Below are 19,000 nucleotides of genomic sequence, written 5' to 3' on the forward strand. Positions count from 1 at the left end.
TGAGGATCAGGCTAGCGGCGCGGGCGGCGGGCAGCAAAGGCATCGCATCAATAGTGTGCCATCGATCCTATGCGTTGGTCCGCGCGGGAAGAGGCATGGCAAGACGCAGGGAAGACACATATTTCGCCCCGAATGCGCCGGGCCACCAATCAAGGATATGAGGATGTTCGAACCCTTTCCCGGCAATTACGTGTGGAATCTGGCCACCAATCTGGCGCTGGTCTGCGGCGGCAATCACGGCGAGATCGACGAAGCCTGCCGCCCCGTGCGCGAGGCCGCCAAATCCGGCGCCGATGCCGGTTCCGCCGCTTTGTTCGACAGCTGGATCGCCGTGGCCGATCAGGTGGCCAAAAACGCCGATGCCGATCTGGCCGATGGCTATGCACTGTCCGCAGGCACCAAATATCTGCGCGCCTCGGGCTATTACCTCGCCGCCGAACGCATGCAGAGCCGCGATTACGCGCCCCGTTGGGCAGCCTATGAAAAAGGCATGGAGCTTTATCACAAGGGTTCGAAACTGCGCGGGCTGCATGTCGAAAAGGTGGAGATCCCCTATGAGGGCTCCAGCTACACCGGCATTTTCGTGCATGATGGCAGCGGCACGCCGCGCCCCACGCTGGTCTCGGTCAATGGCCTCGATTCCATGAAGGAACAGGTCAATATGGCGGGCCATGGCGCCTCAAATCTGGAGCGCGGCATGAACACGCTCTTCGTGGACCAGCCCGGCACTGGCGAGGCAATCCGCAAACGCAATCTGCCCGCCGTCTATGATGCCGAGCGCTGGGGCAGCCCCGCCTTCGACTATCTGCTGACCCGTAGCGATGTGCAGCATGACAAGATCGGCATCTTCGGCCTCTCCTTCGGCGGCTATCACGCGCCGCGCATCGCCGCCAACGATCCGCGCTATGCGTTATGCGCAGTGATGGGCGCCAACCACGTCTGGGGCCAGCGCCAGCGCGAGCGGGTGAAGAACGAGGGCGAAAACCCCGTGCCCCATTACTGGGATCACGTGTTGTGGGTCTTCGGCTTCGAGGACCGCGACGCCTTCCTCGATTACGCCGACCAGATCACGCTCGATGGTCAGGTGGAGAAGATCCGCGTGCCCTTCCTGATCACCCATGGCGAGAATGACCGCCAGATCCCCGCCTTCAACGCCCAGCGCAGCTACGATCAGGCCGTCAACAGCCCCGACCGCCATCTGCGCATGTTCACCAAGGCAGATTTCGAAGTCGAGCATTGCGGCGCCGACAATGGCACCGGCATGCGCGACTACATCGCCGACTGGTGCGCCGAAACCTTCGCGAAGATGGGATAAGCCATGGCCGATTTCACCTTCCACCACGGCGGCGTCTCCGTCCCCAGCCTTGATGAGGCGCTCGATTGGTACGGCAATGTCCTGGGCTTCGAGCTGGAAAAACGCTTCTACATCGAGGCTGCCCGCAGCCACACCGCCATGGTCAAGAAAGGCCCGCTGCGCTTCGAGATCTTCGAGGTAGAAGGCGCCGCCCCCTTGCCCGAAGATCGCCGCCACCCGCCCAGCGATCTGAAGACCCACGGCAACAAGCATGTCGCCTTCCGTGTCGCCGATCTGGAGGCCTTCCTCACCGAAATGGAGGCCAAGGAGGTCGATATCGCCTTCGTGGTGCGCGAGAGCTTCGGCAAGGGCTGCTTTATTCGCGACTGCGCAGGAAACCTGATCGAATTCGTCGAAGAACCCAACGGTTGAAAGCGCCCGATATGGTCACCGAAATCGCCCGCATCACCATCGACCCCGCCCGTTCCGCAGAGTTCGAGGCCGCCGTGGCTCAGGCCGAGCCGCTGTTTCGCGCGCAGCAGGGCTGCACAGGCTTCGCTCTGGAGCGCGTGGTGGAAACGCCGGAGATCTATCATCTGCTCGTGGGCTGGGTGAGCGTGGAGGCGCATAATGTGGACTTCCGCTCCACCGAGGCGTTCCAGCAATGGCGCGCCCTGGCAGGGCCGTTTTTTGTGTCGCCGCCGGAGGTGGTGCATGTGGGAACGGTGATCGGAAGTGTAGACGTGAAGTGACAAAGCAGGGGGCGTTACGCCCCCTGCACCCCCGTTACGTCTCCCGACGGGAGGGAAGTGGCACCCGATCGGTGCGCACCAACGCTCCACCTGCACAAGATAAGGCGCCGCAGGCAGAAACCTGTGGCGCCTTCTTGTCGTTTAAAGGCCTGCGGCGCCGCGCCGTTGCCCTTTGGCCGAACTCATAGCGCCACGCCGACAAAATCCGGGAGCGCGAGGGTGTAACACCCTCGCATTTCCCTTTCTAAATCCCCTTAAATCGCATGCTCATCATCTTCCGTCAGATCGGCCAGAACGCCCTCGACAGACCCCTTCTTGCGATAGGGCTCAAAGCTTTTCCGCTCCGCATCGAACTGCATATCCCATGGAATATCCGGCCCGCGGAAAATCGGCGGCGCATTGTTCGCCCACAGCAGCGAGCCAAAACGGAAGTCCCAGGCGCGCGGCACCCAATTGTCATCGAGGTAGTCGGTATCGGCGTGATACTCGGCTTCTCCGGCGTGACCGGGCATATCGCAATAGTAATAGATCGCGCTGGAGATGCGGTGGCGGGAAATGCCGCCGCTGGAGTTCATCGACTCATTCTTCCAACCCTTGGCTTCCATGATGTTGGCGCCCAGCATGACTTCATCGATATCGTCCATACCGAAGGCGATATGCATGAATTTGAAGTGATCCGGCGCGATGGGCAGGTCGCAGTTCACCCAGAAGATCGAGTGATGCTCAAAGGTGCCCGGCGCGCGGGAGAAGATGCCCACGCCGCGCGAATGGTCGATATAGCGGAAGCCGAGGTGGCGTTCGTAGAACTCGAAGCTGCCGATGTAATCCGGCGAGAAAAAGACGACATGGTTGATCGTCTTGGGGATGGCCTTCTGGCGCCAGATGCGGTGCTGGTTAAAGCGCGGATGGCTTGCAGGCGTGTTGACCGGGCTGGCTTCCGAGACGAAGCTGCGCTTGGCCCAGACGCGCAGGGCGATGGGCTGGCCATCCGGGCAGACCGCGTGGACGGTGCCATCGGCATCGCGGGTCACTGAAACCTCCGTGGCCAGACTGGCGGCAATGGCTTCCAGATTGGCGGCCGTGTCCACGCCCCAGACGGTTTCCTTCAATCCGTCACCGGGGAAGGGATCGGGCGAAGGGAGGCGCGCGTCTCCATGCGGCAGGATCACGACGCGGCTGCCCGAGGCGAGGCGGAACACCGCTTCATTGGCGGTGATGCTTTCCACCGGCAGGCCGAAATCGGTCCAGAAGCGGGCGTGCTGCGCCACATCCGCAACGCCGAAAATGGCGCTTTCTACACCAAGAATGCTCATAACATCTCCCAAGACTATGCTCCCCGTTTATGGCGGGGAGCTGCCTTGGGCAGAAACGCAAAGCATCGAAGCCGAGCTATTTGCGGAACAGCTAGATGGCGGTCTGGCTCTTTCGCGACAGCCATCCATCGGCGTTTTCTCCTGCATGTTCGGCAGGATCTTCATCCCCGATCACATTGAGCGCCCGCAGGATCGGCATGAGATGCTCGCGTGCTTCCACAGGCACGGCGGCGATGATCCACGCCTCATGGGCCTCGAAAATGGCTTCGATGCGGGCCGCAAGATCGGCGCCTGTGGGGCTCAGATGCAGGCCCTGAGCCCGGCCCTGCCCTTTTTCCGTCACCACCCAGCCCCGCTCGACCATCCGGCGCACCAACGGGTTCATATTGGGGCGCTGGATGGCCAGTGCCCTGCCGCATTCGGCCTGCGATATGCCGGGATTGTAGCCGATCGTCACCAGAATGGAGGCCTCGGTCACCATAACGCCAAGGGGTTCGAGGCGCCGTGTCAGATAGGCCAGTCGCGTTGCGGCGGCGCGGCGCAGAAGGTAGCCGGGATAGGCATCAAGCGGGTTTTTCATGGCCTAGCCTATCGCGAAGCCATCGTGATTGACAAGCAGGAGGGCTGGCCCGCGCAACGGCTTATGGCAGGGGAGCACTCGCTCCCCTGCCCGCCATCCTTGCCCCGGATCAGACCGGTTTGCGCGATGAGGGCGCCACGCAGGCAAAATTCGCCCCATCCTCCAGCGAGCCCTGCCCCTTGTAGCGCGCATAGCTCGGCCAGGCGCAGAGCGGGCGCGTGCGATCCGGCCAACGCCCTTGCGGATCGCCCTTGGCGGGGATCGAGGCAGGCGCCTTGTCATGCTCGACCCAGTCCTCCAGCGCGGCGAGGCCATCGAACTGATCGGTGGCATCGCCGCCGCTGCAATGGTTCATGCCGGGCACGGGGAACACGCGCGCAAAGCTGGACGCCTGCCCATGGGCGCGGGCATTGACCTCATCCCACCAGGCCAGCGTATCGCGCAGCGAGAACACCGGATCGGCGGCGCCATGCGGCACGATCAGCCTGCCGCCGCGCGCCGCAAAAGCCGATAGATCAGGCGAATGCGCCGAAACATCCTGCCATGGCGAGCGCGTGAAGCCCCCACCGGTCGCATAGATCTTCTGCCCATCGCGCTGCGCATCGAAGCGTAATTGGGCATCGAGCAGCCCCTGCGGGTCCCCCGGCACCTCCATCGGCGGCACGATAAACACCGAATGCAGCGAGCCGCCGCCCAGCACCACGTTCAGCGCCGGAACCTTGCCATCCGCAGAGCCCAGCTTCCAGACCCGCCAGCCCGGTGTCGCCACGCCCGGGTCCCAGGCCCAATCGGCATAGATCGGGCTGCCATCGGCCTTGCGGCTGCCGCGCATCAGATCATAGAGCGTATCGGCCTTGGCGCGGGTCAGGCAGTCGCCGGTCTCTCCCGCCTTGCAAACCTTCGCCTCGATCTCTGGGCGCACGCGCGCGGTGGTGCAGGCGGCTGTGTTGCTGACCATGCCATCCGCCGCGCCGTCCAGCGCATCGCAGGCTTTGGTGATCGCGCTGCCCGCGATCGACAGGTCCTTGTCGGTCAAGGCATTATGGAAGGAGGCGAAGGCCACGGGCCTGGCCAGCAGTTGTGCCAGCCGCTGCACCTCCCACGCCTCTTCCACGGCGGCGCGGGGCAGAGCAAAGCCGGGGGCGGCGGCCATGATGCCGTCGAACATCTCGGGATGCTGCTGGGCAAAGACCATGCCTTCCTCGCCGCCCTTCGAGCAGCCGAGGAAATAGGAGCGCGCAATCGGGCGATGGTAATAGGCCGCAATCACCGCCTTGGCAGCCAGAGCCACCGGTGCCAGCGAGGCATGGCCATATTCGGCGCGCGCCTGAGGATCGAAGCCGAAGGCCGTTGGCCCGCCGCGTTTGGGATCGCTGTTCAGCCGGTTGTCGTGGCCGGAATCCTGACTGACCACCGCATAGCCGCGCATGATTGCAGGCGTGATCGCAGAACCGCGCACCCAACTCACCCGGCCCAGCGCGTCGCCGATTTCGCCATTCGAGCCGCCGCCGCCCTGAAAGAAGAAGCGCCCGTTCCACGCTTCGGGCAGGCGCATATGGAAGCGGATGGCGTAAGTCTGGCCGTCCACGCCCTTGCGCTCATGCATGATGCCATAGAGTTCGCAATGGGCCGGGATCATCTTGCCGTCGATCAGCCCTGCGGCAACGGGCGCGGCACGCTCGATCCGCGTGCCTGCCTCGGGCCAGTTAACGCCCAGCGCTGCCGAACAGCTGGCTGGTGGCATCGCGGCGGCGGTTGAGACCGGCGCATTCGGCTGCGCCAGACCCGGGCCCGAACCTCCCGCCAGACAGCCCAGAGCGATGCAGGCGCCACCTGCTGTCAGCAGGCCATGAAGCCATTGGGGGCGCAACCTGTGGCGAAATCGGATCATGCTTCTCTCCCTCTGCGGATCATCTGTGGCCTTTGCGCCACATCCTCCATCTTTGCTATCTCATATTGCATTTTCCCGATTGCGTCGAGCGTTATGTTATGGCTCATAACTTAAACAGAAACGGCGCGAAGGGCGCTAAAAACCGGAGAGATGATGATGGGCCCTGCTCCCCTTACCAGCGTGCAAACTCTGTCGCGCCGCGTCGGCGCCGCCTTGCTGATCGGCACGATCCTGTCGGCCTCGCCCGCCCTTGCCCAGAGCGCCCCGGCGCCTGCGGAGACGGCTGCACCTCAGGCCGATCCCGCGCCTGAAAGCAAGGACATCGTCGTCACCGCCCAGCGCCGCCGTGAAAGCGTGCAGACCGTTGCCATCGCCGTAACGGCGCTTTCCGGCGATGCGCTGGCCGAGAAATCGGTGATGCGTCAGGGCGATTTGCAGAATGCCGCCCCCGGCCTCTCGATCACCAAGGCGGGGCTGACGGATTCGATCAACATTCGCGGCATCGGTCTGGCTTCGGGCTCGCCTCAGGTCACCAATGGTGTCTCGACCTATCTTGATGGCGTGTTCCAGCCGCCCATCGCCTCGGCGGGGCAGTTCTATGATATGGCGGGCGTGGAAGTGCTGCGCGGACCTCAGGGCACGCTGTCGGGCGCCAACTCCACCGGCGGCGCGATCTACATGACCACCAAAAAGCCCGAGCTGGGCAAATTCGGTGGCAGCGCCAGCATCGGCTATGGCAATTACAACAATCTCAACGCCAATGTGGCGCTCAACATCCCGGTCACCGACACGCTGGCCATCCGCTTCGCCGGTCTGGCGAACACGCGCGACAGCTATTACAAGGATCTGGGCACCGCCCATGCCGCGCCTGACCGGCTGAGCGAGCATGATGCCCGCCTGCAGGCCCTGTGGAAGAGCGGCGGCTTCTCGGCACTGGGCAAGGTCGAGCTGATCGAGCGCAACACCGGCGGCTATGCCTATCGCCCGATCGCCACCACGCAATTCTCGGCGGATCGCGCCAAGACCGCCGCGCCATGGACCGTCGATTACGACACCAACCCCTCGAACTTCGAACGCGCCACGCTGACCAATCTGGAGCTGAAATACCAGTTCGAGGGCGGTCTGACGATCCTGTCGCGTACCGCCTATCTCAACAAGCGCATCAACAATGTCTATGATGTGGACGGCACCTCGCTGAGCAGCGGCACGGGCGTCGATGGTTCGGCGCTGGCGCAGCTGGGGCAGAACCAGTTCGTGCGGGAGCGTGAATACAGCCAGGAAATCAACATCATCTCGCCCGACACCGGTCGCTTCAAATATGTGGTGGGTGCCTATGGCCAGCGCAACAAGGTCAATGTGCGCATCAACAACACGACCAATGGCGCGGTCAGCCTCTACATCGAGCCGGATACTGACAAGGAGCTGATCGGCCTCTTCGGTCAGGCCAGCTATCAGCTGACCGACAAGTTCCAGATCGAGGCGGGGCTGCGCTATTCGCATTTCCATGTCGATGGTTCGGGCGGCGTCTACTCCCCCGCCCGCACGCTTCTGGTGCCTCAGACCGGCAGCGAGGGCGATGGGCGCGTCACCGGCAAGATCACGCTAAACTACAAGCCCGATGCCAACAATCTGATCTATGTCTTTGCCGCGCGCGGCTACAAGAACGGCGGCATCAACCCGCCGGGCGGCACCTTCGCCCCGGAAACGGTGATGGATTACGAGGCGGGCTGGAAATCGACCCTCTTCAACCGCCATCTGCGCACGCAGATCGGCGCCTTCTACAATGATTACAAGAATTTCCAGGAAGACATCATCAACCAGACCTCTGGCTCCAGCGGTGTGACCAATCTGGCCAATGCCACGATCAAGGGCTTCGAGGCCAGCTTCCAGGGCCATGTCGGGGCGCTGTCAGTCGATGGCGGCCTGTCCTTTGTGGACTCCAGCCTGTCGTCCTTCTCACTGATCAACAAGTGGCTCGTGCCCAGCCAGTTCTCGGGCTATCCGCAATGCACGGGCAGCAATGCGGCGCGCTGCTACAATTACAACCCCGACATCACCACATCGAGCGGCGGCCCCAACCTGTTCAGCCCGAAATGGACATGGAACATCGGCGCGCAATACAAGATCGAAACCGGGCATGACATCACCGTCACGCCGCGCCTGAACTATGCCTATGTCGGCTCGCAATGGGCCTATGTCACCTATGCGGCGGCCACCGATCTGATCAACGCCCATGGCGTGCTGAACGGCAGCATCGCCATCGACAAGGGCGATCTGCGTTTCGAGGTCTATGGCAGCAATCTGGCCAACAGCTTCTATGTGGTGGGCCAGAGCGGCAAGAACGAGTTCTACGGCGCCCCCCGCGAATATGGCGTGCGCTTCAGCACGAAGTTCTGATCATCAGGCAGAGGGAGCGGGCGGCATGACCATCCGCTCCCTCTCCACGATGCGGATTTGAGGTGCGGATTTGAGGCGACCCGAGTGCCCTTGATGAAACACTTGGCTCCTTGGCAGCTTCCCAACAGGCAAGCCCGCCCGCAAGGAACGCCACGGATCGATGATGGAGATCTCTCCTTTAACGCCAGTCTCGCCGGAGCCGGGCACGCCCGCAACGGCTGAAACCCATCGCATGCGCATCGGGATCATCGGCACGGGGCCAACGGCGCTCTATACGCTGAAGGCTCTGCTCGAAAGCGATCGGCCTTATGACATTCATCTGTATGAAGCTGGGGAGACGCTGGGGCCCGGCATTCCTTTCAGCGCCGAGACCACGCCGCTCTCCATGCTGGCCAACATCGCGGGTGTGGAACTGCCCCCCGTCTGCGAGACGCTGAACGCCTGGGCGGGGCGGCAGAACCCTGTCCAGCTCGCAGGCTGGGGCATTGCCGCCAGCGCTCGGGATGAGCGCGCCTTTTTCCCGCGCGTGGTGCTGGGCGCCTATTTCGCGGATCAATTCGACCTGCTGCTGGCTCAACATGGCACGCCGCATCAGGTGAATGTGCATCGCTGCCACCGGGTCACCGACGTCGTCACCTTCCCCGACCATGTGCGGATCGACTGGCAGACCAGGAGCGGCCCGGGTACAGATCGGGTGGACAGGCTGGTGATCGCCACCGGCTATCGCCCGCATGGGCCGGCGCGCGCCGTCAGCCTGCCGGATCCGGCCTCCCATATCGGCATTCTGGGCAGTTCGCTCAGCGCCATCGATGCGGTGGTCAATCTGGCCCTGCAGCATGGGGCCTTTATCGAAACGGCGGAGGGGCTAGCCTATCAGGGTGATACCGCGTGGCAGGCCACCATGCTTTCCCGCAACGGACTGCTGCCAGAGGCGGATTTCTGGTTCCCATTCCCGCTCGAACCACTGAATCTGTTCACCGATGCCGCGTTGGCGGGGCTGGTGACGGGCCGGGATGGAGATCTGGACCGGGTCTTCGCGCTGTTCGCACGGCAGTTGCGCAAGCTTGATCCCGCCTATGCCCGCAGCATCGATCTCGACAGCGCCAATGCAGACAGTTTCGTCGAGCGCTATTTTGCACGTCGTCTGGCCAGCGATCCATTCACCCACGCCCGCGACAACCTTGCCGAGGCCCGCGCCAGCCATGACCGGCGCCAGACGCAGCCGTGGCGCTATGCCATCCTGCGCATGCATGAGGGGTTTGGCGGTATCGTGCCTCACCTGTCGCCCCGCGATCTGCAGCGTTTCGAACGCGGCCTGAAGCGCTGTTTCGCCGACAATTACGCGGCGGTTCCGCATCTTTCCATCCAGCGCCTGCTGGCCCTGCACCACGCCGGGGTGCTGCGTGTCGAAAGGCTGGGGCAGACCTATAGCCTTCAGGATCTGGGCAAGGACGGCTGGCTCATCCGCCTTGGCGAGCGCCAACTCCATGTTGGCGCGCTGGTGGATGCGCGCGGGCAGCAACCGCTGGGGCTGGATCTCTTCCCCTTCCCGACGCTGCGGCTGCAGCTTTGCGCGCATGCCGATGCCAGAGGGCAGGACTGGAGCGATGGCCTGACCGCCGGCGAGGATCTGGCGCTGGTGCCCGACGATCCCGCGCTGGGCCGGGTGCATTGCCTCGCGCTGCCGTTCCTGCTGAAGCGGCGGCCATTTATCCAGGGCCTGTGCGAAAGCGCGGCGCTTGGCAAGGCGACGGCCCATGCCCTTGGCCGGGGCGCAAGCGCAGCGGAGGATACGCGTGGGCAGATCAACCGCTATCTCGCCACGCTGGAAACCACCACACCGGTCTATTGCGGCGACGCAGCCTCCATCCGCACGATCAACCTGCCGCGCAAAAGCTTTTAATCGCGGCGCGTCAAGGCCTCGGCCTGATGAGCCGCCTTGCCCTGCACCGATCGTCAGCAGCAGGGGATAATAAATCGCAAGCATCCATTCGCAATCGGTGAACCCAGCGGAAGCTCCCCGATCCGCGGATTGTGTTTTTTCCGTCGCCGCCGGGGACCGTCACGCCTTTCGATCGTTCCTTCCCAAGTCCCTCACACATGGAGAGCAGCATGGCCAATCTCGATCAGATCAAGGAACATATGGATATCATCGGCGCGGATGGCGTGCATGTCGGCACGGTAGACCGGGTCGAAGGAGGCCGCATCAAGCTGATCAAGGCAGACAGCGGCGCTCACCATGATCACCACCACTACATCTCGGGCGGCCTTGTCGCCGAGGTGGAAGGCGAGAAGGTGAGGCTCTCCGCCAATGCCGATGTGGCCGTCACCTTCGAGGAAGAAAAGAGCGGGGACAGCGCGCGCTGATCCTTCTGCCCCTCAATGCCGAAGCCCCGCCGCCCCCAAAAGGGGTGGCGGGAACCGGTCCGGGCTGTCAGTGTTGCATCCATAGGCCAGATCAGGATGTTGCGCTCTGCCACAGGAAATCGAACTGAAGCTCGTGCTTGATGCCAATGGTGCGGAGGCTTTCACCAGTTCCGCCCTGCTGACGGCTGAACCAACCACGCGCAAGCTATATGCCATCTATTTCGACACGCCCGATCAGGCTCTGCTGAAAGCCGGCCTGTCGTTGCGCATCCGGCGGTCGGGCAGCAAGCGCATCCAGACGATCAAGGGCAGAGATCCCAAAGGAGCCGGCCTTTTGGACCGCTCGGAATGGGAGCAGCCCGTTGCCGACGACCATCCCATGCTTGACGCAGCCACGCCAATTGCAGCGCTGCTGGGCGATGCCGTCACCGATCTGGCCCCCGCATTCGTGGTCAAGGTCGAACGCCGGACATGGCTGATGGAGACAGAAGACACCGCCATCGAACTGGTGCTGGATCGCGGCACCGTGATCGCGGGCGATCGGCGGTCATCCCTGTGTGAGATCGAACTCGAACTGAAACGGGGCAAGCCGCAAGCCCTTTTCGCTCTGGGCCGCAGCATAGCCGAGACACACCCCGCCCGGCTTGGCGTGATGACCAAGGCCGAGCGTGGCTATCGCCTGCTGGGGCCAGCCCATAGCGCGTTCAAGGCAGACAAGATCCGGTTCGATACAGCGACATCCTCGGCGCAGGCCTGTCAGGCTATCATGGGGCTCTGTCTGCGCCACTATCGCCTGAATGAAGAGCAGCTGCTTGTCGGGCGAGACCCCGAAGCGCTGCATCAGGCGCGGGTGGCGCTACGTCGGCTGCGTTCGGCGCTGGCGATCTTCAAGCCGATGCTGATCGGCGAGGCGCTGGCGCATCTCCAGTCCGAACTGCGCTGGCTGGCGGGCACTCTGGGTGAGGCGCGCGATCTCGATGTTCTGCTCGATCAGGCCGAGCCCGGCGCCCTGCGCGACCGGCTTCAGCTGGCTTGCGACAAGGCCCATGCCGATGTTCGCGCTGTGCTTGAGTCCGGACGCTGCCGCATGCTGCTGTTCGATCTGACCGAATGGATGATGCTTGGCGCATGGTCGATCGTGCCTGACAGGCAGGCGCTCAGAAAAAGGCCCGCCCGCGATTTTGCCCGGCAAGCCCTGCGCAAGCTGCGCAAGCGGGTAAAAAAGCGCGGCGCCGATCTGGAGCAGCTCAGCGATGAAAAGCGGCACGACTTGCGCAAGGCCGCGAAGCGGCTGCGCTACGGTGTCGAATTTTTCGGCGGCCTGTTTCCAAAGAGCAAACCCCTGCGGCGTTACCGCAAGTTTTCAGACTCCCTTGAGGATCTACAAGACAATCTTGGGGACCTCAACGATCTGGCCACCCGGCCTCAGGTGCTGGAGCGGCTGCATCTGCTGGGCCAGTCTGGCGCTGAAGATCTGCTCGCTCACCACAAAAAGAGCCGCATTCTGGCGGAGGCGGAGGATGCTTTTGCGGGCCTGATGGATCGTAAGGTCTTCTGGTCCTGACCCGGATGCGCCTGATGGAAGGCTTGTCTGAAGGATAAAACGAAGACAGCCTTTGTCCGCGTTATTGCCTTGACCTGATAACGCGGACTCAGTATATCCGAGTTTATGGCACATCTGACCACCTCCGTCGAATATGCGCTTCACAGCCTGCTCTGGCTGGTGGACAGCGACCAGGCGCTGAGCACGCGAGAGATCGCGGACATTCAGGGCATCTCGCCAAGCTTCCTCGCCAAGATTTTCCCCCGGCTGGAAAAGGCCGGGCTGGTTTCGGCCAGCGAAGGCGTGCGCGGCGGCTATCGCCTCGCGCGCTATGCCGAACAGATCACCTTCCTCGACGTGATCGATGCGGTCGAAGGCGACAAGCCGCTGTTCGATTGCCAGGAGGTGCGCGGACGCTGCGCCCTGTTCGGTGGCAACCCTCCGCCCTGGGCGACAAGCGGCACCTGCGCGATCCATGCCGTCATGATCCAGGCCGAAAAGGCCATGCGCGATGTGCTGGCGACGCAGACGCTGGCCGCGGTCTCACAGCGTTTCGGTCGCAAGGCGCCGGAAAGCTATATGGCCGATCTGCGCGACTGGTTCGGTGACCGGCATGACCGGCGCACCGCGCGCACCGGCCGCCCCCGCCGCGAAGGCCCCAGCTGACCCACAGCGCCACACAGGCGCAACCCTTTCAAAGATATCTCCGCTCTCTTTCCCGTCGCCCACCGGGCGCGGTCGGGAAAGCCGCCTTGCGCCCGGCATATTCAGCCGCCGCGCCGGGCGGCGCGATGATCTGTGCCCGGCACATTTCAAGGAACAGACCCATGACCAAACAAACCATCCTTGTCGCCGGCTCCGGTTTCGCCGGTGTCTGGGCGGTGCTCGCGGCGGCGCGAGCCATCGCTCTGGCGGGCCGTGAGGAGCATATCGACCTCATCATGGTGGCCCCCCAACCCCGTCTGGCGATCCGCCCGCGCTTTTACGAGGCGGTTCTCGACAATATGGAGCCCGATGTTTCCGAACTGTTGAAGGTCGTCGGCGCGCGCTTCATCGACGGTATCGTGGAAACCATCGGCACCGAAACACGCGAGGCGGCGATCCTGCGGGGCGACGGCACGCAACAGACCATCCGCTGGGACCGCTTCGTGCTGGCCACCGGCAGCCGCGTCGCCATACCGCCGATCCCGGGACTGGCCGAACATGCCTTCACCGTTGACCAGCTCGATCAGGCGCGCCAGCTCGACGCGCATATCAAGGCGCTGCCCGATCTGACCGACACCCCGGCGCGTCAGACCGTGGTGGTTGCCGGTGGCGGCTTTACCGGGCTGGAAGCGGCGACCGAGTTGCACGAACGCCTGCGCGTGATGTTCCCTTCGCATAAGCCGCATGTGGTGATCGTCGATCCGGCGCAACAGATCGGCGCCGAATTCGGAGCCGAGGCAGGCCAAACCGTGCGCGACGCTCTGGCGGAAATCGGCATCGAACAACGACCGGGCGTGCGGCTCAGCGCGGTTGACGCAGGTGGCGCGCAGCTATCAGACGGCAGCCGGATCGAGGCGGCCACCGTGGTCTGGGCCGCAGGCGTGCGGGCCCATCCGCTGGCCGCGCAAATTCCCGGCGAGCATGATGCTGCGGGCCGTGTGATCGGCGATTCCTTCCTGCATGCTCCGGCGGCGCCGGGGGTGTTCGTCACCGGCGATACGGTCAAAGCCGCCACCGATGACGCAGGCAATTTCAACCTGATGACCTGCCAGCACGGGCTCAGCCTTGGCCGCGTTGCGGGCTACAATGCCGCAGCCGAACTCGTGGGATTGCCGCTGCATCCCTACAGCCAGCCCAAATATGTCACCTGCCTCGATCTGGGGGCATGGGGCGCCATGTACACCGAAGGATGGGACCGTCAGGTCAGGCTGACCCGGGCCGAAGGCAAGAAGCTCAAGCAGGAGATCAATGGTGTGTGGATCTATCCGCCTGCCGCCGATCGCGACGCCGCCTTCGCCGTCGCCCACCCGGACTTTGTGATCGTGCCCTGACCAAGCAACATCGATCGTGAAAAACAGGCCCGGTGCATCGCCTCAGATGCGCCGGCCCCTGTGCTTTTCACCGCCGCGCAGATGTTCCCAGCCTGAAACGGGCCAACATATCCCGAAACGTCAGCCCGGCATCGATCTGCGTGTAGATGCGCATGGGTCGACCATCCGGGCGCGCCACATAGCTGCCATTGCCGAGCAGGCGCGGCGTGGGCATCGAGGCAAAGCGGCAGGATGTCGGATCAGGCTGCATCGGAGGAACCAATGCGGTCAGTGTGACCAGCGGACTGTCGCCCAACACATAGGCATCGGTTAAGGGCACCGGCGGCATGCCGGGGATCTTGGCGAGCATCTCGGGAATGGCATCGACCCGGCCCTTCAGATAGGCCCCAAGCGGCCCTGTTGTGCCCAGCTCCTCCAGTTCGGCGGTGGAGAACAGCATCTGGCTGTAAGCGTCGGACGGCACCTGCCAGATCTCGATATCGGACTCGTTGAACAGCACCTGCGCGGCAATGGGGTCGATCGAGAAGTTGAATTCAGGTTCACCCGCCTTCACGCCGGGATTGCCGAAACCGGGATGCGTGTTGCCCCCGATCCAGATCAGCTTGATCCGTCGCCCGATCCGGGGTTCGCTGAGCCAGGCGAGGGCCAGATCGGTCAGACCCGCGCCCGAGGCATAGATCAGCGGTTCCTTGGCATCATCGCGCATCGCCTCCCGCACGATGGCGGCCGAAGCGGCGCTCGACTTCCATGATGAGCGGGACGGGATCGGTGCCTCCGCCCCCGCGATGGGCTTATGTGTGCGATCAAGCTGCATGATCGCCAGCAGCTCTCGCGCCCGATCAGCGGAATCCCTTGCATCATGGCCGCTGCTGAAGGCTGCGGGCAGATGCGAGCCAATGATCAGCGGAATGCTCACCGAGCGGCAGAGAACATGGTGCGCCAGCTGGAACAGCCCGTCAGGATCGCCCGCGAAATCATTGTCCAGAATGACCCGCGCCAACAGCGGCTGGCTGGCCAGAGCAGCGGTGGCATGCGGCAGGCCGGTCAGGCAGGCGATGGTCGATCCGACAAACAGTCTGCGGTCCAGCGTCAGGGGCACGATGCTCTCTCCTCGTCTTATGCTTTGGAGCGCCTTTTTCGTGAATTGCAGGATCAAGTAAAATATGCGTTTTTGTCCGATCCATAGGCAGTCCCTATGCAAGGGCTTGCGCAACCTCCCTACCCCTTTTGGCCAAGGGCCCAGCTACTTCCAATGCCCGGTTGAGCCGAAAGGCAAACTGCGGAACCTTCGCACCCGGTTGAAGCCCGTCCGAGCGGCAAGAGTCGTCCAGGGCCTGTCAGCCTGCGTGAGGTGCTGCGATGCAATTGACCTTCATCGGTCTCATTCAGCTGGTGTTCGGAGGGGTGATCTTCTTTGGCGGGTCGCTGCGCCATGCCGTCACCTTCATGATCATCTCGGGCCTGTTCGCGGGCAGTGCGGCCATCGTGCTGCCGGGGCTGGGAGGCTCCTCGATCCCGCCGATCCAGTTTGCCTGCCTGATCGTCTACATGCGCATTCTGGCACCGCGCGGCGGCTTTCTGGCCCTGCTGCCCGAGGCGATCCGCGCCAACCGCTGGCTGGCGCTCTACACCTTCTATGGGGTGGCGACCGCCATGATCGCCCCGCGCCTCTTCGCCAATCAGATCGATGTGACGCCGCTGCGCTTCGACGATGCCCGCACCCTGTTCGACACCGTGCCGCTGGCGCCATCCACCCAGAACATCACCACCAGCGTCTATATGCTGGGCACTTTCGCTGTCGCCGTGGCGGCCTATCTGGTGACGCGGCTGCGCGGCGGGGTGGCCACGGTGATCACGGCGGCCATTCTGGTCAGCTGGCTGCATATCGTGCTGGGGCTGCTGACGGCGATGGCGGCGGGCACACCGCTCAACGCCGTGTTCGAGGTGATGCGCAACGGCAGCTATGCCCAGCTCGACCAGTCGGTCGGTGGCTTCGTGCGGATCAGGGGCTTCTTTCCCGAAAGCTCCTCCTACGCCGATTTCGCCTTCGCCTATTTCACGCTCAATGCCGAGCTGTGGTATCGCTCGATCTGGCCTCGCGAGACAGGCATCACCGCGCTGGCGCTGGCCATCCTGCTGGTGATCAGCACCTCCTCCACGGCCTATCTGGCGCTGGCGGCCTATCTGGCCTTCTTTATCCTGCGCATCATCATGATGCCGCATCTGGCGCAACTGGGGCGGATGAAGCAATTGCTGGTGGCCACGCTGGCGGGGCTGCTGGTGATGTCGGTCGCCTTTCTGGCCGCACCGCAACTCCTCTCCAGCGTCTCGGACATGATCCTGCATATGACGGTGGACAAGTCGGATTCCGACTCCGCTCAGCAGCGCCTGTTCTGGGCGATGCAGGGGCTGGAGGCTTTCAAGGCCTCCTATGGGCTGGGCGTCGGGCCGGGCAGCTTCCGTTCCTCAAGTCTGGTGACATCGATGATCGGTTCCACGGGCGTTGCCGGATGCGGCGCCTTCCTGGCCTATGCCTATTCGGTGTTTCAGCCCACGCGGCATTCCAGCTTCGGCGTCAGCGCCGATCTGGCTCTGACCATCGGAGGCGCCTTTGCCACCGCCGCGCTGCTGGCGCTGATCCCCGCCTGCCTGATTGCGCCTAGTGCCGATCTGGGTTCCAATGTCGCGCTGTTCGCGGGGGTTGCCGTGGCGCTGCGGCCTCTGGCCCCGCCCCGTCAGGCGCCTCCTGTGGCAGCGGCGACTGATCCGGGGCCTGCCCTTTTGCCGTCCGCGATGGAGGGTTAAGCCATGGACCCGGTCACCCCTGCCCCGCGTTTCAGCGTGATCATCGCCAATTTCAACTATGTCCGCTTTGTCGCGCGGGCCATCGAGAGCGCGCTCAACCTTGACTGGCCCCATATCGAGGTGATCGTCGTCGATGATGGATCGAGCGACGGATCGCGCGCGGTGATCGAAGGCTTTGGTGAGCGGGTGAAGGCCATCTTCCAGCCCAATGGCGGGCAGAGATCCGCCAACAACACCGGCTTTGCCGCCTCGCAGGGCGACATTGTCGTTTTCCTCGATGCCGATGACATTCTCGATCCCCATTTCGCGCGTGCGGTCGCCGCGGTGTGGAGACCGGGGGTCAGCAAGGTGCAGGTGCAGATGCAGCGCGTCGATGTCGAGGAGCGCTCGCTGGGCTCGGTTCTGCCCGCCATCGCTCAGGCCCCGCGCCCGGAAGACGTGCGGCGCTGGACCGTCGAGATGACCGAATATCCCACGCCGCCCGGTTCGGGCAACGCCTATGCGCGGGATTTTCTGGCGCGTTTCTTCCCCATCGGCCCCGAGCATGACAGCTTCACCGATTCCACCTGTCTGGCGCTGGCGCCGCTGCTGGGGGATGTGATCACCGTGCTGCAACCGCTGGTGCTGTACCGGCAGCATGGGGGGAACGACAGCAACCTCTTCGCCTCCCCCGGGCGCTTCGGGCGCGAGGTGGCGCGGGCCATGTCACGCCAGCGCAGCGCCGAAAGCATCTGCAACGAGCTTGGCGCGCCGCCGCCGAACAAGGCGCGCTTGCGCTCAAGCCGGCATCTGCTGCAACTGCGCGTCGCCTCGCTGCGGATGGACCCTTCGGGCCATCCCCTGCCCGAGGACAGCCGCAGGGTCGCCCTGATCGATGCCATCCATTCGGTGGCCCGTCGCGGTTTCGATCCGCTGTCCAAGCGGCTGGCGGTCGCCCTCTGGTCGATCGCGACTCTGACCGCGCCGCGCCCGCTGGCCGACCGACTGGTGCGGTGGCGTTTCCGGGCGGCTCATTAGCGCATCGGCGTGATATCGCCGGTATAGGTCTGCCCGATGGGCGGAAACGCCGTGGCTTGCCTCTGCAGATAGCGGTCAAAGAAGGCGCGGATGACCTGCGCATGCGCCGATTGTCGCCCGGCCAGCGCCTGCCGATCGTCACGCAGACCCGCAAAAGGATGCCGCCATGACCACCCCGGCCACGCCCCGGAGAGCTCCTCATGCGAGACATGACCGGCACGCAGCCAGACAAAATCCGCGCGTCCCCGATAAGGCTGGTGGATGGCCCGGTCGGCAGCGCAACCCTGCGCCAAAGCCCTTTGCGCCGGGTCAGACGAACGCAACCAGCCGTCAGGCGGGAAATCATCATCGATGTAGAAAAGCAGATAGGGCCGCGCGAGAACCTTATGCGACGCCTCGCCAAACAGCCAACCGTCGAGATTGACCACCGCCTTGATGCGCGGATCGGCGATGGCCTGCTCTACGCCCGTCGCCCCGCCCCAGGAAAAGCCCAGAAAGCCGATCCGCGCCGGATCGATCTGTGCGCCAAACTCGGGCGAGGCCAGCACAGCATCCAGAATGGCACTGCCCTTCTCCGCCGCCTTTTGCACCCTGCGGCCAGCCAGCGCGAAAGAGGCGGCATAGGCCTGCGGTGTCGCCTCATCGAACCGGGCGTGGCGCAGAGCAGCGTCGGTTGGGCTTTCGCCTGAACGGGGCGGATCATGCGACAGATCGTCGAAGGCCACGGCCACATAGCCATGGCTGGCCAGATCGCTTAACTGGCGCGATCCGATCTCGGCACGGTCCCCCCAACCCGGCGCATAAAGGATCAGAGGCCGGGGGCCCGTCACCCCCTCGGGCCGCCAGATCAGGATTCGGTGGGGGCCATCGCGCGTGGCGATAACAGAGCGCGACATTTGCACCCGCCAGGGCCCCGGCGGCATATCCGGCGCGCGGCGCAAGCCGAAGGCCAGCGCCACCGCGCAAACGATCAGCAGCGCCGCGCCTGTCACGATCAGGCGCATC

General features: G+C 63.9%; 16 protein-coding genes. 11 read left to right on the top strand and 5 right to left on the bottom strand.

Annotated features, from left to right (window positions below; genetic code table 11):
* Window positions 1–163 precede the first annotated feature (163 nt).
* The 3 genes from HGK27_RS18865 to HGK27_RS18875 are packed head-to-tail and all read left to right on the top strand — an operon-like array spanning window position 164 to window position 2,046.
* Window positions 164–1,315 (top strand): alpha/beta hydrolase, encoded by a 1,152-nt coding sequence (locus tag HGK27_RS18865; protein ID WP_206244398.1) that lies wholly within the window; start codon window positions 164–166, stop codon window positions 1,313–1,315.
* 3 nt (window positions 1,316–1,318) lie between these two features.
* Window positions 1,319–1,726 carry a VOC family protein gene (locus HGK27_RS18870; protein WP_206244399.1) on the top strand — a complete coding sequence of 136 codons (408 nt, stop codon included), beginning with the start codon at window positions 1,319–1,321 and terminating at the stop codon, window positions 1,724–1,726.
* A gap of 11 nt (window positions 1,727–1,737) precedes the next feature.
* A complete protein-coding gene (locus HGK27_RS18875; protein ID WP_206244400.1) occupies window positions 1,738–2,046 on the top strand; it encodes an antibiotic biosynthesis monooxygenase family protein in 309 nt (102 codons plus the stop codon).
* A gap of 254 nt (window positions 2,047–2,300) precedes the next feature.
* Here HGK27_RS18875 and HGK27_RS18880 read toward each other — a convergent pair whose 3' ends face one another.
* The 3 genes from HGK27_RS18880 to HGK27_RS18890 form a co-directional block, all read right to left on the bottom strand.
* Window positions 2,301–3,359 carry a VOC family protein gene (locus tag HGK27_RS18880; protein WP_206244401.1) on the bottom strand — a complete coding sequence of 353 codons (1,059 nt, stop codon included), beginning with the start codon at window positions 3,357–3,359 and terminating at the stop codon, window positions 2,301–2,303.
* A 91-nt stretch (window positions 3,360–3,450) separates the two neighbouring features.
* Window positions 3,451–3,939, bottom strand: coding sequence for a MarR family winged helix-turn-helix transcriptional regulator (locus tag HGK27_RS18885; RefSeq protein WP_206244402.1), 489 nt, complete (start codon window positions 3,937–3,939; stop codon window positions 3,451–3,453).
* Window positions 3,940–4,048: 109 nt separating this feature from the next.
* A complete protein-coding gene (locus HGK27_RS18890; protein WP_206244403.1) occupies window positions 4,049–5,830 on the bottom strand; it encodes a tannase/feruloyl esterase family alpha/beta hydrolase in 1,782 nt (593 codons plus the stop codon).
* Window positions 5,831–5,980: 150 nt separating this feature from the next.
* Between HGK27_RS18890 and HGK27_RS18895 the strand changes: the two genes are divergently transcribed.
* The 6 genes from HGK27_RS18895 (at window position 5,981) to HGK27_RS18920 (ending at window position 14,173) form a co-directional block, all read left to right on the top strand.
* A complete protein-coding gene (locus tag HGK27_RS18895) occupies window positions 5,981–8,227 on the top strand; it encodes a TonB-dependent receptor (protein ID WP_206244404.1) in 2,247 nt (748 codons plus the stop codon).
* 160 nt (window positions 8,228–8,387) lie between these two features.
* On the top strand, window positions 8,388–10,130 hold the full coding sequence (locus HGK27_RS18900; RefSeq protein WP_206244405.1) for an FAD/NAD(P)-binding protein: 1,743 nt from the start codon (window positions 8,388–8,390) through the stop codon (window positions 10,128–10,130).
* A gap of 209 nt (window positions 10,131–10,339) precedes the next feature.
* Window positions 10,340–10,594, top strand: coding sequence for a DUF2171 domain-containing protein (locus tag HGK27_RS18905; RefSeq protein ID WP_206244406.1), 255 nt, complete (start codon window positions 10,340–10,342; stop codon window positions 10,592–10,594).
* A 133-nt stretch (window positions 10,595–10,727) separates the two neighbouring features.
* A complete protein-coding gene (locus HGK27_RS18910; RefSeq protein WP_206244407.1) occupies window positions 10,728–12,158 on the top strand; it encodes a CYTH and CHAD domain-containing protein in 1,431 nt (476 codons plus the stop codon).
* Between the two features lie 105 nt (window positions 12,159–12,263).
* Window positions 12,264–12,803: an RrF2 family transcriptional regulator gene (locus HGK27_RS18915; protein WP_206244408.1), complete on the top strand. Its 540-nt coding sequence runs from the start codon at window positions 12,264–12,266 to the stop codon at window positions 12,801–12,803.
* A 161-nt stretch (window positions 12,804–12,964) separates the two neighbouring features.
* The gene (locus HGK27_RS18920; RefSeq protein WP_206244409.1) at window positions 12,965–14,173 is read left to right on the top strand and encodes an NAD(P)/FAD-dependent oxidoreductase; all 1,209 of its coding nucleotides are present in this window, start codon (window positions 12,965–12,967) and stop codon (window positions 14,171–14,173) included.
* Window positions 14,174–14,240: 67 nt separating this feature from the next.
* Here HGK27_RS18920 and HGK27_RS18925 read toward each other — a convergent pair whose 3' ends face one another.
* Window positions 14,241–15,272 carry a nucleoside hydrolase gene (locus HGK27_RS18925; RefSeq protein ID WP_241127620.1) on the bottom strand — a complete coding sequence of 344 codons (1,032 nt, stop codon included), beginning with the start codon at window positions 15,270–15,272 and terminating at the stop codon, window positions 14,241–14,243.
* A gap of 260 nt (window positions 15,273–15,532) precedes the next feature.
* On the opposite strand from HGK27_RS18925, the gene HGK27_RS18930 reads away from it, so the two are divergent.
* Both HGK27_RS18930 and HGK27_RS18935 read left to right on the top strand, forming a co-directional pair.
* Window positions 15,533–16,978, top strand: a complete 1,446-nt coding sequence (locus HGK27_RS18930; RefSeq protein WP_206244410.1) for an O-antigen ligase family protein — start codon at window positions 15,533–15,535, stop codon at window positions 16,976–16,978.
* A gap of 3 nt (window positions 16,979–16,981) precedes the next feature.
* Window positions 16,982–17,995 (top strand): glycosyltransferase family 2 protein, encoded by a 1,014-nt coding sequence (locus HGK27_RS18935; RefSeq protein ID WP_206244411.1) that lies wholly within the window; start codon window positions 16,982–16,984, stop codon window positions 17,993–17,995.
* Here HGK27_RS18935 and HGK27_RS18940 read toward each other — a convergent pair.
* Window positions 17,992–18,999, bottom strand: a complete 1,008-nt coding sequence (locus tag HGK27_RS18940) for an alpha/beta hydrolase (protein ID WP_206244412.1) — start codon at window positions 18,997–18,999, stop codon at window positions 17,992–17,994. The two genes, HGK27_RS18935 and HGK27_RS18940, sit on opposite strands and share 4 nt — an antisense overlap.
* Window position 19,000: the final 1 nt, after the last annotated feature.

The sequence above is a fragment of the Novosphingobium terrae genome (assembly GCF_017163935.1).
Classification (GTDB): Bacteria; Pseudomonadota; Alphaproteobacteria; order Sphingomonadales; family Sphingomonadaceae; genus Novosphingobium; species Novosphingobium terrae.